The following is a 14,454-nucleotide window of genomic DNA, read 5'->3' on the forward strand; positions in this document are numbered from 1 at the left end:
CCCTCGGCCGGGAGGACCGAATACGAAACTATGTTCCGAATATAACTTCGAACAATCGAACATGCAAGCTTTTTCTCGTCTCTGCCCGGAAAATCACGCAACACACTCGAATAAGTGTTTGTTTCAAGGCCGAGAACTGGATAAACTTTCGATAGGTCAATTGCTTGATTGCTACTCAACCAGACACCACCGACATTCCCGCGAGACGTCCTCTAACCCGCGCGGGACCGACGCAAGGAGCGCTTCTCGTGACACAAAGCACCGGCGGTACCCGCGACAAGGGCGGCACTCGGCGCCGCAAGAGTTTGAGCCCGCGCCAGCTCGCCATCCTCGACGTTATTCAGCGTTCGGTCAGCTCGCGCGGCTACCCGCCGAGCATGCGTGAGATCGGTGACGCCGTCGGCCTCGCCTCGCTATCGAGCGTGACTCACCAGCTCAACCAGCTTGAGCTGAGCGGCTATCTGCGTCGTGACCCGAATCGTCCTCGCGCACTCGAGGTACTCATCGAGATTCAACGCGCGCCCGAAGACGTCGGAACCGGCGACCAGGACAGTTTTCACCCGGGCGTGCAGGTCGGCGACGCTGCGATGGTTCCCCTCGTCGGTCGAATCGCTGCCGGCATTCCGATCACGGCAGATCAGCAGATCGACGAGATCTTCCCGCTCCCCCGCCAGCTCGTCGGCCAGGGGGAGCTGTTCATGCTCAAGGTCGTCGGTGAGTCGATGATCGATGCGGCGATCTGCGACGGTGACTGGGTTGTCGTTCGCCAGCAGAAGACCGCGGAGAACGGCGAAATCGTGGCGGCCATGCTCGACAACGAGGCCACCGTGAAGGTACTGCGCAAGCGCGACGGCCATACCTGGCTGCTGCCGCGCAACAGTAACTTCGAGCCCATCGTCGGCGACTACGCCGACATCCTCGGCAAGGTCGTCGCCGTATTGCGCTCGGTCTAGCGAGTCACCTTCAAGCAAAGAAGAGAACAGAAGCACGGCGCGAGGCCCGACCACTAACCGGTGATCGGGCCTGAAGACTACCGGCTGGCGCCAGGTACGCGAGTGAGCTACCGGGTGAGGCTAGCTCTCAGATCGGCAGCGCGGCGATCGCGCACCACCCGGGTCGCAGCCAGCATGTTGTGCAGGGACTGCACCGTCTCCTCGTAGCCACGCGTCTTGAGCCCGCAGTCCGGGTTCACCCAGACCTGGCGTTCGGGGATGGATTCCAGGGCGGTGTCCAGCAGGGTCGTCAGCTCGTCGACACTGGGTACTCGCGGCGAGTGGATGTCATAGATGCCGGCCCCGATGCCGTGGTTGAACCCGCCGGCCTCAATCTGCTGGACCACCTCCATGCGCGAGCGGGCCGCTTCGATGCTCGTGACGTCGGCGTCGAGGTTGCGGATAGCCTCGATGACGACGCCGAACTCCGAGTAGCAGAGGTGCGTGTGAATTTGAGTCGCTTCCGCGACCCCGGCCGTGGCCAGCCGAAAGGAGCCGACCGACCAGTCCAGGTAGTCGGCGTGGTCCTTCTTCTTTAGCGGCAGCAGCTCCCGCAAGGCCGGCTCGTCGACCTGAACGATCTTGATGCCCGCAGCTTCCAGGTCGCCGATTTCATCGCGCAGGGCAAGGGCGACCTGGCGAGCGGTCTCGCCAAGCGGCTGGTCGTCACGCACGAACGACCAGGCCAGAATGGTCACCGGTCCGGTGAGCATGCCCTTGACCGGCTTGGCTGTCAGGCTCTGCGTGTACACCGACCAGTCCACCGTGATCGGGGCCGGGCGCGAGACGTCGCCCCACAGAATGGATGGCCGGGTGCAGCGGCTGCCGTAGGACTGCACCCAGCCGTTCTCGGTCACGGTGAACCCGTCGAGGTTCTCAGCAAAATACTGCACCATGTCGTTGCGCTCGGGTTCCCCGTGCACGAGCACGTCGAGTCCGATCTCTTCCTGCAGGGCGACGACGCGGCCGATCTCGGCGCGCATCAGGTCGCGGTAGTCATCGGCTGGCAGGTTTCCTTTGAGAAACTGGGCGCGTGCCCGGCGAATGTCTGCGGTCTGCGGGAAGGATCCGATCGTGGTCGTGGGCAGCGACGGCAGCTGCAGCGCAACATTCTGAGCAGTCAGGCGATCGGCGTAGGCACCACGGGTGAAATCGGCGTCGGTGAGTGCGGCCGAACGCGCTCGCACCGAACCGTCGCGCACCCCCGGAGCGGCGAGACGCGCGGTCAGCGCGGCAGCGGCATCCGCGAGCGGAATGGCAATGGCCGCCTGCCCCTCAGCGAGGCCGAGCGCGAGGGTGACGACCTGGCCCACCTTCTGGTCGGCAAAGGCCAGCCAGCTGGTCAGGTCGAGCGGCAACGAGGTCTCATCCAGCACGTCGTGCGGCACGTGCAGCAGCGACGTTGAGGTGGATACGGTGACGGAGTCGGACAGCGCGCGCACGCTCTCGGCGCGCTCGAAAGCGCCTGCCAGGTCGCCGCGCCAGATGTTATGCCCGTCAATCACCCCGGCAACGAGGGTCTTGGCGGCCAGCCCGGGCACTGCCTGCGGCAGGGTGCCCCGAACCAGGTCGAGGCCGATCGCCTCGACGGTAGTACTGGCAAGAACCGGCAGGGCATCATCGAGACTGCCGTAGGGCGCCGCGACAAACAGGGCGGGGCGGCCACTGAGCCGACCGAGCACGCCATAAGCGGATGCGACCGCCGCCAGCGTGTCCCCGCGTGGCACATCGATCGATTCGCTGACCAGTCCCGGCTCGTCGAGCTGCACCCAGTCGGCGCCGGCATCCGCTAGCCGGGATAGCAGCGCTGCGTAGACAGGAAGGATGTCGTCGAGCCGGGACAGCGGGGAGAACCCGGCTGGCGCCTCATCGCTGGCCTTGCTGAGCAGTAGAAAGGTGACCGGACCGACGAGCACCGGACGGGTGAGGAAACCGGCCGCCTTGGCCTCGAGAAACTCGCGCACGATGCGGTCACCGGCCAACGAGAACACGGTCTCCGGGCCAATCTCGGGCACGAGGTAGTGGTAGTTCGAGTCGAACCACTTGGTCATCTCAAGCGGCAGGTTCTCGCCCTCGCCGCGGGCCAGGGTGAAATACCCGGCCAGGTCGATGGTTCCATCAGCACCGACGAGCGAGGCAAACCGGGTGGGAATCGCTCCAACGGCGACAATGGTGTCCAGCACCTGGTCGTAGTACGAGAACGACTCGGGGATCGACGAGTCGGCGCGGCCGAGCCCGAGGTCAACGAGCCGTTCCCGGGTGGCCGAGCGCAGTTCGGCGGCCACGCTCTCCACAGCGACCGCGTCGATCGCCCCAGACCAGAACGCTTCGACGGCCTTCTTGAGCTCGCGCCGGCGACCGATACGCGGGTAGCCGAGGATGGTACCGGTGGGAAATGCGGGTGAAATGGGCATGGAGATTCCTTCACTGGAGATTGGTCGTTGGAATGGCGCAAAATAACGAACGAGTTCGCGGCCTACACGCTGAAGCGGGCGTGAGGCCTAAAGCATTACTGCCGGCACCGGAAGCGCCCCACACCCCTCGAGAACCTGCAGCACTGTGTCGTGTTGGTTGAAGGCGTAGAGGTGGAGTCCGGGGGCGCCGCCCGCAAGCACATCCTGCCCGAGGCGCACGGCGTAGTCGATGCCGATCTGGCGCTGCCCTTCCTCGGTCGGTTCGACTTCAAGGTCGATGGACAGGCCGGCCGGCAGCTTCTCCCCGGAGAGCTGCAGAATTCGGCGCAACCGGTTCGGGCTGGTCACCGGCATGATGCCGGGAAGAATGGGAAAGAGCACCCCGGCCGAGCGAGCCCGCTGGATGAAGCTCAGGTAGTCGTCGGCGTGGAAGAAGAGTTGGGTGATGGCGAGGTTGGCACCAGCTGCTTGCTTGGCCAGCAGGGTGTCGATGTCCTGGCTGACCGACCGGGAGTTGGGGTGTCCGTTCGGAAAGGCCGCGACCCCGATGCGCACCTTGCTGCGTTCCGTTTTCACCCCGCGGGCGCCGGGCAGACCCGGAATCACCGTCTCGATGTACGGCACCCGTTCGGTCTGCACGCGGTGAATGAGCTGCACCAGCTCCCCCGCGCTGTGCAGATCCCCGAGAAAAGTGTTGTCGCCTTCGACCGCGCCCGGCGGTGCGTCGCCGCGAATGGCCAGAAAGCTGCGTATGCCGGCGTCGAGGAACTCCCGAATGAGGCGGCTGGCCTCTGCGTGCGAGGAGCCGACGCAGGTGAGGTGCGCCATCGCATCCGCTTCGGTGTGATTTTTGATGTAGCGCAGCACGTCCAGAGAAGAGTTGCGCGAGGAGCCGTTGGCGCCGTAGGTGACCGAGATGAACTCGGGGCCGGCGGCGGCCAGGTGGTCGATAGTGCTCATTAGAGCGGATGCTGCGGCCGCCGATTTGGGCGGGTACACCTCGAACGAGAACGCCGGGCGGGCGTTACACGCGGAAATTCCTGTCGTGGTCATGGTTCCTCATTCGGCAGAAGCAGTACAGCGGGTGATGGCCGGGCGGCCGCGGACGCGCCAGCGTGCTGGCGGTTCTTCGCGGGCGGATGCCGGGCTCGGCTGTCGCTCCATGCCGGGGAATGAATTCCGTCGGCAACGATTGATTAGACAGTAACAACACCAACGTCGAGCGATGCGAATATGACAGTTCGTGTCATCCGTGCGGTCAGACGGCATCTATCCGCTGGCCCAGGGGACGGGATAGGTGTTGAGGCCGCGCGGGTGGCTGGTCCCCTACGGTGTCACCGATTTCGGCGCTTCCCGTACTGCCGGAGACCGGCGGCTACGACGCCTATTCGTTACCTCAAGATCGCGCTGCACACTCGGCGTGATCGTCACCGTCCTCGGTGATGATTGGTCAAGCATCACGTCGAGTGGGTCTGCTGCGTTCATATGTTGCTCCAAGTCTGAAGGGTCCGTCACTACAGACATGTCCGGACGGACTCGAAACGATCATTCGGCAAGTTGATCTCCCTGACCGGATGTGATGAAGTCCGGACAAGGAGCGAGAACGTCGCCGATTTTTCACGCAGACTGAGACTGCGGTCGAATCGACGTACCATGTGGATTTTGCCGTTTGGTGGCGGCATTCTGTGTTCGCTATATGTCGCTGGCGGGGCGCCGAGCGTCCGGAAATATATCTATGCGGTGGCCAGCTCGAGTAGACCGGCGGCGAGACCGAGGAGGGCGCACACGCCGATGGTGCGCAGTGCGGTCCACCGGAGTTTCAGCATGAGCACCGCGGCGACTGCTGCGACGGCGACCGGCAGGATGCTCAGCGAGCTGAGCACGGGCAGCTGGAGTTGCAGCGGCCCGGAGTCGAGGCGGAACGTTTCGGAGAAGAGGATGTTGATGGCGAAGAAGACGGCGAGATTGGCGATGACTCCGACGACCGCCGCAGTGATGCCGGTGAGTGCGCCGGAGAGGTGGCGGTTGCCGCGGAGCCGTTCGATGTGGGGTGCGCCGAGGAAGATGAAAATGAAGCAGGGCACGAAGGTGACCCAGGTGGTCAGGAGTGCTCCGATGATGGCTGCGACCCAGGGGTCGAGGTCGCCGGGGTTGCGGTAGGCGCCGATGAAGCCGACGAACTGGACGACCATAATCAGGGGTCCGGGTGTGGTCTCGGCCAGACCGAGTCCGCGGGCCATTTCTCCGGGGGTGAGCCAGTGGAAGACCTCCACGGCTTGCTGGGCGACGTAGGCCAGCACGGCGTACGCGCCACCGAAGGTGACCAGGGCCATGGTGGAGAAGAACACGCCCTGCTGCGTGAATACCGAGCCGATCCCGGTGAAAAAAACTACGGCGATTATGGGCAGGATCCACAGTGTCAGCCCCACGGCCAGGACCTTGCCCGCGCTCACCGCGGAGGGCTTCCCGGCGTTGAGCGCGTTATCGGCGATGACGGGTTGGATTCCGTCGGGTGCATCGCCGCTGCCGTCGATCTTCTTCGCTACGCCGGGCACATAGCGTGTGAGGAGCCAGCCGGTCAGGGCTGCGATGAGGATCACAACGGGGAAGGGAACTGCAAACAGGGCCAGGGCGGCGAACGCAGCGACGGCGAGCACGACCAAGGCGGGGTGGACGAGGGACCGTCGGCCAACCTTCACAATGGCTTGACCCACGATGATCAGTGTGGCGGCGGCGATGCCGGTGAAGAGAGCTGCGACCACGGGGGCGTCACCGTAGGCCACGAAGATGGCCGACAGGGCAAGGAGGGCGACAACTCCGGGAAGGACGAACAGGGTGCCGGCGACCAGGCCGCCGCGTTTGCCGTTGAGCAGCCAGCCGATGTAGATGGCCAGCTGTTGCGCCTCGGGGCCGGGGAGCATGACACAGAAGTTCATGGCGTGCTGGAAGCGGCGGTGTCCGATCCACCGTTTCTCTTCGACGAGGATGCGGTGCATGACGGCGATCTGTCCGGCCGGCCCGCCGAAAGTCTCGAGCGAGACGAGGAACCAGACGCGCAGGGCGTCTCGGAACGGGACCAGGTCTCGGGTCTCGGCGGCATCCGTTGCGGACGCTGGCCGGGCATTCTTGGGTTTCACAGTGCAGTTCTCGTATCGTCAGGAGGCTTCGCGGCCGTGGAGCAGGCTGCGTCGAAGCGGCCATCGTCGAGGTCGGCCTCATGGACGATCTGGCCGATTTCCAGAGTACGGGATCGGCTAGTTCGTGCCGGCGCAGGATCGTTTCGAACGTGCAGTCAGCGCCCTGGTGGGAGTGCTCAGCGCCGCGCATGTCGAATGCCGTCGCACCTGTCGGAACGTCGGCCGGGTCGGCGACGAAGATGAACTGCGCATCCGCATCGATGAATCGGGTTATGAGCCAGGCGCATGCGGCCCGGTCGATATGCATATGTTCGCGCGTGGCCCACTTCACGATGGCTCAACCTCACCCGAGCCGCCGAGGCCCTCATGATGCCGTCCTCGGGAAAACCCTCACCGCGACCTTTCGCCGTAAATTCATCAACCTCACTGGAGAGTCTCCACCCCAGCACGCCGCATGACTCCGCCGCCCGTCATGCCGAAACCAGCGTCGGGATATGATTATCGAGTTTCCAAACCGGGACCGTTGCGCACGTTGCTCGTGGACGGGCTCCAGAAACCAGAAACGGCCCGCACAACGTGATGAACCGTTGGACGAGCCGTAGCCGGGAAGGACGCCGTCTAGCTAGTGCTCGTCGTAGTGGCCGTCGTGCTCGGCGTGCTTGTGGCCGTCGTGGACGTAGTCCACGTGGTCGTCGTGATTCACGGCCTCGTGGCCGCAGTCAGTGCCGTGAGCGTGGGCGTGGGGCGTGTGCTCGGCCTTGGATTCGTGCTCGTCGTAGTGGTCGCCGTGCAAGGCGTGGTGGTGCGTGCCGTGCACGTAGTCCGTGTGGTCGTCGTGGCTGATGGCTTGGTGGCCGCAGTTGTCGCCGTGTTGGTGGTCCGTGACCGCGTGCTCTGCATGGGTGTCGGTGAGGGGCATGCTGTTCTCCTTGTGGATCCGTCTAGGCAACTGCTAGTAGTTCTAGCCAACCAGATGCATAAGTAAATGGCAATGCGTTTATGCAATCGGTAATGGTTCCTGATATCAGGAGTTGTCAGCGGGGTCCTCGAGAACGTGGCTGATGGCGTCCTCGACGACATGGGTGACGTGGGAGTCGGCAACCGTGTATGTGGATTCGCGTCCGACCTTGACCACTGTGACGATATTTGCGAGGCGGAGCGTCTTGAGGTGTTGGGACACGAGGGGTTGCGACTGCCCTGTCGCGGCAACGAGTTGGGTAACGGTAGCCGGTGACGCACTGAGGAGGGTGAGAATTCGCAGGCGCGAGGAGGACGAGAGGGCCTTGAAGAGTTCGGCTGCTCGGGTGACACCTTCGTCCGTCATAAGTACAGATAACCACATCCATAAGCGATCGACGATGTATTCGTTCCCGGGTTGGGCATGTTCCGCAGGCGGCAGGGAAGACTCGAGTGGTGCCGTATTGTCACGCTTGTCGCGGCTTCATGCGCGGATGGGGTTTGCTGGACCACCACCTGGCAGCATGACGGCATCCCGCAGCGGTGCAGCTGTCGGTGATGACTGCGATCTCAACGGGTGCTCCGGCGGCTTGGTGGAGGGGGCGGTCTCACCGATTGACAGGTCTACCGCGTCTACGAAGTCGATGGCCGGCCGGTTACGGGTAGGACCAGCCGGCTGGGGCTTTCAGGCGCGGGTTCTTCTTGTCGATCACGAACACCCGGCCGCGCCGGTGCACGATTTGGGCGCCAGGGAGCTTCTTGAGCGAATTGCGTACCTTCATGACCATTTCTTCCTTATTGAGAATAAATATCAATTAGAGTAGCAGGCATGACATCGCCTTCATTCCTCACCCTGAACCTCGTGAGCGGCCTCGCCGGCGCCGGTAAGTCTTCCATCGCTCGCGCGAGCGGCCGAACCAGCATCAGTCTGGACGGCGCCGATCGGGCCACCGTCAGTGGGGCCATCGCGGGCACCGGCACTGGCACCGGCACTTGGCGCGAGGTCATGCTGGAGATCCACCCATCCGCCGTGCCGCTCGAGGTGGCCGTCGCGGTCGTGGCCGCCGGCGGTGACCTCGTTCTGCACTCGGAAGCCGGCGGCATCCGCCTGGGAAATTTCGTCAGCGTGCTCGATGCGTCCAGCTTCTGGCGGGACATACGCAGCGATAAACTTGCACCAGAGCCACCGCAGCCCTGCGCCGCCCACGGTGAGCACGACCGCACGGTGGCCGACGCCCTCGTGCAACAGATCGAGTGGGCCAGCGTGGTGGTGATCAACAAGACCGATCTCTCCACCGCCGACGAGTGCGCGGACCTGCGCGACTTCGTGAGACTGCTCAACCCGTCCTGCCAGGTGGTCTTCGCCCGTCACGGGCACAGCTCGGTCAGTGCGTGGTTGCCACCCCGGGTGGACATGCTCACGTGGCTGCAGCAGAGCCCCGGCTGGATCCGGCAGCTGAACGGCGAGGGGCTGTTAGCTTCGGGCCGCACCGGTCTCGGTTGCGTCGTCTACCGGGATCCCCGCCCCTTTCACCCGGGCCGCCTCGCCAGCTTCCTCAACGACACGTCCACCGAGTCCGGCGAGATCCTCCGCTCCCGTGGATTGTTCAGACTGGCATCGCGCCCGCACGTCGTCGGGTCGTGGGACAGCGCCGGTCCCACCATCGCATTCGAGCCGACCAGCATGGGCAGCCACGACCCCGAGTCGCCATGGGGTCAGGAGATCGCCTTCTTCGGCCGAAACCTCGACGGCGTCCGACTCACCGCGAACCTTGACGCTTGCTTGCTCGACGATCGCGAGTTCATCGGCGGTCCCAAGGAGTGGCGGAGCCTGACCGACCCGTTCCCGGCCTGGGACCTCGACCAGGATGACGACTGAATCGGCACCGCCCCATCCGCAACACACCGCAAGGGAGACAACTATGACCAGCCCCCACACTCACACCTCGATCGTTCCCGGCGCGAGCGGCCCACTCGTCGCTCTCTGCACCGGACACCGCTGCGAGGCTCTGCACCGGCTGGCCGATGACCAGACCGGCACCGACAGAGTGCGCACCACGATCGTGAGCGGTCGCGGCGCCGTGCTCGTGTCCGCACCCTGCTTGGGCGCCTGCGCCAATGGGGCAGTCGCCGCTGTTGCCCGCCGCGATGGAGTCACCGGCACGACCGGACCATCCGTCTGGCTGGGTGGCGTGGACCGGCCCGCAATCCTGGACGCGCTCCTCGGGTGGATTCGCTGCGGCGGACCGTTACCCGGCGAAATGCCAGCCAACGACATACCCCTCCTGCTGCAAGACGCCGTCCTCGGCGTCGGCAAACCCATCCAGGCCCACCCTAATAAGCGGTAGGCAGGGCCGGCTGGACCGCCGGCGGCGCGACCGAATGAAGGAGAGGCATCCACTGTGCGGCAAGTTCCGGTGATCGCTCTGACGGGCCACCTCGGCGCCGGCAAAACCACGGTGCTCAATCACTTACTGCGCGCCCCGGGCGCGCGTCTGGGCGTCGTCATCAACGACTTTGGCGTCCTCAACGTCGACGCTGGCTTGGCGATCGGCCAAATCGATGAGGTGGCGGGCATCAGTGGCGGATGCGTGTGCTGCCTGCCCGACGCGGGCGGCCTTGATGGCGCCCTCGATGCGCTCACCCAGCCGCGGCTGCGACTGGACGCCGTGATCGTCGAGGCCAGTGGCGTGGCCGAGCCGTCCGCTCTTGCCCACCTCATCCGCTACAGCGGAGTTGCCAGGGTACGACCCGGCGGGCTCGTGGATATCGTAGACGCCGTAGAACACTTCAAGACCATCGACACCGGTGTCCTGGCGCTGGCGCGGTATTCCGCGGCGTCTCTCATTGTGATCAATAAGACCGACCGTATCCCGCCGCCGGAACGAGAAGCCGCGGTCGCGCGCATCGTCAATCGGATTCGGCAGCGCAATCCCTCGGCTCGCATTATCAGCACGGCCCAGGGGCGCCTCGACCCCGCGCTAGTGTTCGACGCGGCGCTCGAACCGGCTCCAGATGGCGAGCTATCGTTCGCCGCGCTGCTCGGCTCCGGCCCGGTTCGCGACCTACACCCCCACCCGCATGCCGACGCCGTGACGGTGACGGCCCTTGCGCCGGTGGACGCCGGTCGGCTGGTGGATCTTCTTGAGCACCCGCCCGATGGGGTGTACCGGCTAAAGGGTGCGGTCACGGTAGGGGCTGGATCCCGTCGGCGCCGAATTTCGGTCAACGTCGTCGGCCGGCACATCCACATCGCCCCGCACCCGGTCGGATCGGGCGAAGACGGCTTGGTCGCGATCGGGATGCATCTAAACGTGGCGTCGGTGCGCAACCGCCTCGAAAGCGCCGTCAACCCGGCACGAAGTCTTTCACCCAACGACGGTCTCCGTCGGCTCACCCGGCTGCGTCGGTTGAGCCTCTGACCGATTTGACACGGCCCACTAACCGCAGGACGTATCGGTCAGGGTGACGCCCCGCTCGCGGGCCCGGCCGCCACTGGAAACGCCTCAGCCGAACCCTCGACCCCGACGGCTACGCGCAACAAGACTGGCCGGAGCGACCAGCATGAGAGCGGAACTAGATGCAACTACTACGACGAGGAAAACAAGGAACCGCGGAATAGATCGTTTCCTCGTGCGTCCACCCTACTTAAAGCGAACAGCTACGCGGAGAGCGCGGACAGAATCACGAACGGGGCGAACTGGGGCTCGATCTCGGGGGTGACGAACGCCGTCACGTGAGTACCGGCTTCCACGTACTCGGTCGCCTCGATGCGGCCCTGATCGTGCAGCACGGCGATGAGGTCGCCTCGATCGTAGGGAATGAGCAGGTCGAGTTCGATCTGCGGTGTCGGCAACAACAGCGCTACCGCGGTAAGCACGGTTTCGATACCCTCACCGGTTCGGGCCGAGACAAACGTCGCCTTCGGCTCGAGGCCGCGCAGCACAAGCCGGTCATCGTCGCTGATCAGGTCGCTCTTATTGAAGACGACCAGTTCGGGTATGTCGCGGGCGCCGACCTCGGAGATAACATCGCGCACGGTCGCCAATTGCGCGACCGGGTCGGGGTGGGAGCCGTCCACCACGTGCACGATGACGTCGGCATCGGCAACTTCTTCCAGGGTCGAACGAAACGCCTCAACCAGTTGGTGCGGCAGGTTGCGCACGAAGCCGACCGTGTCGGTGAGGGTGTACAGGCGGCCGTCGGCGGTCGTCGACTTTCGCACGGTGGCATCGAGGGTCGCGAAGAGGGAGTTCTCGACGAGCACACCGGCCTTGGTGATGCGGTTCAGCAAGCTGGACTTGCCAGCGTTCGTGTAACCGACGATTGCGACCGAGGGAACGGAGTTGCGCTTGCGATTGGCGCGTTTGGCCTCGCGAGCGGGTTTCATCTCAACCATCTGCTTGCGCAGCTTGGACATCCGGGTGTGAATGCGGCGACGGTCGAGTTCGATCTTGGTCTCACCGGGACCACGCGAGCCCATTCCGGCCCCGGTGCCACCGACCTGGCCACCGGCCTGGCGAGACATCGAGTCACCCCAGCCACGCAGGCGCGGCAGCATGTAGGCCATCTGCGCCAGTTCGACCTGCGCTTTGCCCTCCCGGCTTTTGGCGTGCTGGCTGAAAATGTCGAGGATCACGGCGGTGCGGTCGATGACCTTGACCTTGACCACGTCTTCGAGGGCACGCCGCTGGCTGGGAGCGAGTTCGGTGTCGGCGATGACGGTGTCGGCGCCGAGCGCCTTGACGATGTCGGCGACTTCCTGGGCCTTGCCCTTGCCCAGGTAAGTGCTGGGGTCGGGGGTGGCCCGACGCTGGAGCAAACCGTCGAGCACGGTTGCGCCGGCGGTCTCGGCCAGAGCGGCCAGTTCCCGCATAGAGTTTTCGGCGTCGTCGACGGTGCCGTGCGTGTAGACGCCCACCAGGACCACGTTTTCGAGGCGCAGCTGGCGGTATTCCACTTCGGTGACGTCTTCAAGCTCGGTGGAGAGGCCGCCGACGCGACGCAGGGCGTTGCGGTCGGCACGTTCGGACTGGTCACCGTCGTGGTCGCTGCCGTCATATTCACCGGAGGCCTGCGTTTGCAGGGCCTGAGCCGATCCGCTGCGGAACAGGGAATAGCCGGCAGCCTTACTGTCGGCGCTGGCCAACACGCGCGCCACGACATCATCGGCGTCAAGTGCCGGTTCTACGGGCTCGTTTTCTACTGCGTCGTTGCCGCGGGGCGCCGTTGGATCATTCATCCCATTAACCTTAGTTCAACGAAGTTGAAAGGTTCCTCCTATGTCGTCCGACCACTATTTTTCTCCGGCGCCCGGCACCGTACTGAAAACCCGACAGATCACAGTGCAGTTGCACGGGCAGGATCATGAACTCACGACCGCCAACTCGGTGTTCAGCCCCGCCCACATCGACACCGGCACCGAAGTACTGCTGAAATACGTCCCCGAGCCGCCCCTGACCGGTCATTTTCTCGACCTTGGCTGCGGCTGGGGTCCGATCGCGCTGCACCTCGCTCTGGCCTCCCCCGAGGCCACCGTGTGGGCCGTGGACGTGAACGAGCGCGCACTCGACCTCGTGCGCACCAACGCCGCGACCCTCGGCCTGACCAACGTCAAGGCCGTGCTCGCCGCCGACGTGCCCGCAGACATCAGCTTTCGCACCATTTGGTCGAATCCGCCCATCCGCGTCGGCAAGGACGAGCTGCACGGCCTCATGCAAACCTGGCTGCCCCGCCTCGAATCCGAAGCGGATGCCTGGCTCGTCATCCAGCGAAACCTCGGCTCTGACTCACTCCAGCGTTGGCTCGCTGCCGAGCTCCCCGACACCTTTGAGACCACCCGCGAGGCCATCAGCAAGGGCTTCCGAGTACTCCAGGTGCACCGCTCTTAATCCCCCAAATTCCGGTCAACCTACCGGGCGGCCGGGTTTTCCGCGGGGTTACGAATTTTCGGGTCTTTTGGGAGGTTTCCGCACGCTTTTAGCGGAGACCTCCCGGAAGGTCCGAATGTTTGAGCGAGGAGCGGATGACCCGCCGGCCCGGCCCCACCCCCAGAAACCGGCGTCAGCCCAGGTTCAGAACCCCGTCGAACACCAGCTCCGCCGGCCCGGACAGCGACACGTGCTCGCCATCCTCGGCCGGGAACATCCGTACCCCGAGCACGCCGCCGGGAACCTCGACCCGCCACTGGTGCGGTGCCGCTTCCCCGGCCCAGTGCCGGGTAGCCAGGGCCGCCGCGACCGCTCCGGTGCCGCACGACAGCGTCTCCCCGCTGCCACGCTCGTGCACGCGCATGCGGAACCGCCCAACGCCGTTGACGACGAGCGGGTCGTTCGGCACCACAAATTCGATGTTGACGCCGCCGACTGGTTCCGGGTCGAGCTGCGGAATGAAGGTGAGGTCAGCGGCATCCAGCTCGTCGTCGTCGGCGAGTGCGACAACCGTGTGCGGGTTGCCGACGTTAATGCCGAGGCCCGGACGGGCCACGGGCAGGTTCTTGGTGCGCACGAGCGGCTCGGTGCCGTCGAGCTTCCACCGACCGAGGTCGACCTGAAAACCGGAGGCGTTGCGCTGCACGTCGCGCACGCCGCCGCGGGTGCCGATAATGAGGGTGTCACCGGGTAACAGCTCGGCAAGGTTGTTTTCGATCAGGAATTTGGCGTAGACACGGATGCCGTTTCCGCACATTTCCGAGACGGTACCGTCGGCATTCCAGTAGTCCATGAACCACTCGGCCGCGTCGTCTTCGGCGAGGGCGGCAGCACCGTCGGGCAGGTTCTGGCTGCGCACGGCACGGATAATGCCGTCGGCACCGACTCCGAACTTGCGGTCGCACACGGCACGAATCTGTGCCGGGGTCAGTTCCAGTTTTCCGTCTGGATCGGCGAACAGCACGAAGTCGTTCCCCGTGCCGTGGCCCTTGGTGAAGTTCAGAGTGATGCCCATGCTGCCAGT

13 protein-coding genes and 1 pseudogene are annotated in these 14,454 nt (G+C 64.8%); 5 read left to right on the forward strand and 9 right to left on the reverse strand.

All coding sequences use genetic code 11. The features are described from left to right. Positions 1 to 248 precede the first annotated feature (248 nt). Positions 249 to 953 carry a transcriptional repressor LexA gene (gene lexA / locus E3T43_RS11685; protein WP_104132437.1) on the forward strand — a complete coding sequence of 235 codons (705 nt, stop codon included), beginning with the start codon at positions 249 to 251 and terminating at the stop codon, positions 951 to 953. Positions 954 to 1,060: 107 nt separating this feature from the next. Here the strand turns inward: lexA and metE are convergent, their stop codons facing one another. The 7 genes and pseudogenes from metE to E3T43_RS11720 all read right to left on the reverse strand — a co-directional run bounded on the left by metE (position 1,061) and on the right by E3T43_RS11720 (position 8,282). Next, positions 1,061 to 3,406, reverse strand: coding sequence for a 5-methyltetrahydropteroyltriglutamate--homocysteine S-methyltransferase (metE, locus tag E3T43_RS11690; RefSeq protein ID WP_134472571.1), 2,346 nt, complete (start codon positions 3,404 to 3,406; stop codon positions 1,061 to 1,063). Positions 3,407 to 3,493: 87 nt separating this feature from the next. Beyond that, positions 3,494 to 4,459, reverse strand: coding sequence for a methylenetetrahydrofolate reductase (locus E3T43_RS11695; RefSeq protein ID WP_174843055.1), 966 nt, complete (start codon positions 4,457 to 4,459; stop codon positions 3,494 to 3,496). A 680-nt stretch (positions 4,460 to 5,139) separates the two neighbouring features. After that, on the reverse strand, positions 5,140 to 6,543 hold the full coding sequence (gene chrA, locus E3T43_RS11700) for a chromate efflux transporter (RefSeq protein ID WP_134442421.1): 1,404 nt from the start codon (positions 6,541 to 6,543) through the stop codon (positions 5,140 to 5,142). Between the two features lie 151 nt (positions 6,544 to 6,694). Further along, positions 6,695 to 6,850, reverse strand: a pseudogene (locus E3T43_RS19265) (chromate resistance protein ChrB domain-containing protein); the annotation flags it as partial. Between the two features lie 315 nt (positions 6,851 to 7,165). Further along, a complete protein-coding gene (locus tag E3T43_RS19270; protein ID WP_134444466.1) occupies positions 7,166 to 7,462 on the reverse strand; it encodes a hypothetical protein in 297 nt (98 codons plus the stop codon). Positions 7,463 to 7,567: 105 nt separating this feature from the next. Continuing rightward, complete coding sequence (locus E3T43_RS11715) at positions 7,568 to 7,867, reverse strand: helix-turn-helix transcriptional regulator (RefSeq protein ID WP_134444464.1); 300 nt, start codon at positions 7,865 to 7,867, stop codon at positions 7,568 to 7,570. Between the two features lie 289 nt (positions 7,868 to 8,156). Next, entirely contained in the window at positions 8,157 to 8,282 is a 126-nt protein-coding gene (locus E3T43_RS11720) for a ribosomal protein bL36 (protein ID WP_134444462.1), read from the reverse strand. Positions 8,283 to 8,329: 47 nt separating this feature from the next. Here E3T43_RS11720 and E3T43_RS11725 point away from each other — a divergent pair, with 47 nt between their 5' ends. The 3 genes from E3T43_RS11725 to E3T43_RS11735 are packed head-to-tail and all read left to right on the forward strand — an operon-like array spanning position 8,330 to position 10,922. After that, complete coding sequence (locus E3T43_RS11725) at positions 8,330 to 9,379, forward strand: GTP-binding protein (protein WP_134444460.1); 1,050 nt, start codon at positions 8,330 to 8,332, stop codon at positions 9,377 to 9,379. A gap of 43 nt (positions 9,380 to 9,422) precedes the next feature. Continuing rightward, entirely contained in the window at positions 9,423 to 9,848 is a 426-nt protein-coding gene (locus E3T43_RS11730) for a (2Fe-2S) ferredoxin domain-containing protein (protein ID WP_134444458.1), read from the forward strand. Between the two features lie 54 nt (positions 9,849 to 9,902). Beyond that, a complete protein-coding gene (locus E3T43_RS11735) occupies positions 9,903 to 10,922 on the forward strand; it encodes a GTP-binding protein (protein WP_134444457.1) in 1,020 nt (339 codons plus the stop codon). A 239-nt stretch (positions 10,923 to 11,161) separates the two neighbouring features. Here the strand turns inward: E3T43_RS11735 and hflX are convergent, their stop codons facing one another. Further along, complete coding sequence (hflX, locus tag E3T43_RS11740; RefSeq protein ID WP_104132428.1) at positions 11,162 to 12,742, reverse strand: GTPase HflX; 1,581 nt, start codon at positions 12,740 to 12,742, stop codon at positions 11,162 to 11,164. A gap of 40 nt (positions 12,743 to 12,782) precedes the next feature. Here hflX and E3T43_RS11745 point away from each other — a divergent pair, with 40 nt between their 5' ends. Next, positions 12,783 to 13,391, forward strand: a complete 609-nt coding sequence (locus tag E3T43_RS11745; RefSeq protein WP_134467661.1) for a class I SAM-dependent methyltransferase — start codon at positions 12,783 to 12,785, stop codon at positions 13,389 to 13,391. A 172-nt stretch (positions 13,392 to 13,563) separates the two neighbouring features. Here E3T43_RS11745 and dapF read toward each other — a convergent pair whose 3' ends face one another. After that, positions 13,564 to 14,445, reverse strand: coding sequence for a diaminopimelate epimerase (gene dapF, locus E3T43_RS11750; protein WP_134444453.1), 882 nt, complete (start codon positions 14,443 to 14,445; stop codon positions 13,564 to 13,566). Positions 14,446 to 14,454: the final 9 nt, after the last annotated feature.

It is taken from the genome of Cryobacterium sp. Hh7 (assembly GCF_004403155.1).
GTDB classification, from domain to species: domain Bacteria; phylum Actinomycetota; class Actinomycetes; order Actinomycetales; family Microbacteriaceae; genus Cryobacterium; species Cryobacterium levicorallinum.

What these genes read in the sequence shown, in the direction of transcription:
- metE (WP_134472571.1), bottom strand. Translation starts at nt 3,406, where the DNA reads ATGCCCATTTCACCCGCATTTCCCACCGGTACCATCCTCGGCTACCCG.
- E3T43_RS11695 (WP_174843055.1), bottom strand. Translation starts at nt 4,459, where the DNA reads ATGACCACGACAGGAATTTCCGCGTGTAACGCCCGCCCGGCGTTCTCG.
- E3T43_RS19270 (WP_134444466.1), bottom strand. Translation starts at nt 7,462, where the DNA reads ATGCCCCTCACCGACACCCATGCAGAGCACGCGGTCACGGACCACCAA.
- E3T43_RS11715 (WP_134444464.1), bottom strand. Translation starts at nt 7,867, where the DNA reads ATGACGGACGAAGGTGTCACCCGAGCAGCCGAACTCTTCAAGGCCCTC.
- E3T43_RS11720 (WP_134444462.1), bottom strand. Translation starts at nt 8,282, where the DNA reads ATGAAGGTACGCAATTCGCTCAAGAAGCTCCCTGGCGCCCAAATCGTG.
- E3T43_RS11725 (WP_134444460.1), top strand. Translation starts at nt 8,330, where the DNA reads ATGACATCGCCTTCATTCCTCACCCTGAACCTCGTGAGCGGCCTCGCC.
- E3T43_RS11730 (WP_134444458.1), top strand. Translation starts at nt 9,423, where the DNA reads ATGACCAGCCCCCACACTCACACCTCGATCGTTCCCGGCGCGAGCGGC.
- hflX (WP_104132428.1), bottom strand. Translation starts at nt 12,742, where the DNA reads ATGAATGATCCAACGGCGCCCCGCGGCAACGACGCAGTAGAAAACGAG.
- E3T43_RS11745 (WP_134467661.1), top strand. Translation starts at nt 12,783, where the DNA reads ATGTCGTCCGACCACTATTTTTCTCCGGCGCCCGGCACCGTACTGAAA.
- dapF (WP_134444453.1), bottom strand. Translation starts at nt 14,445, where the DNA reads ATGGGCATCACTCTGAACTTCACCAAGGGCCACGGCACGGGGAACGAC.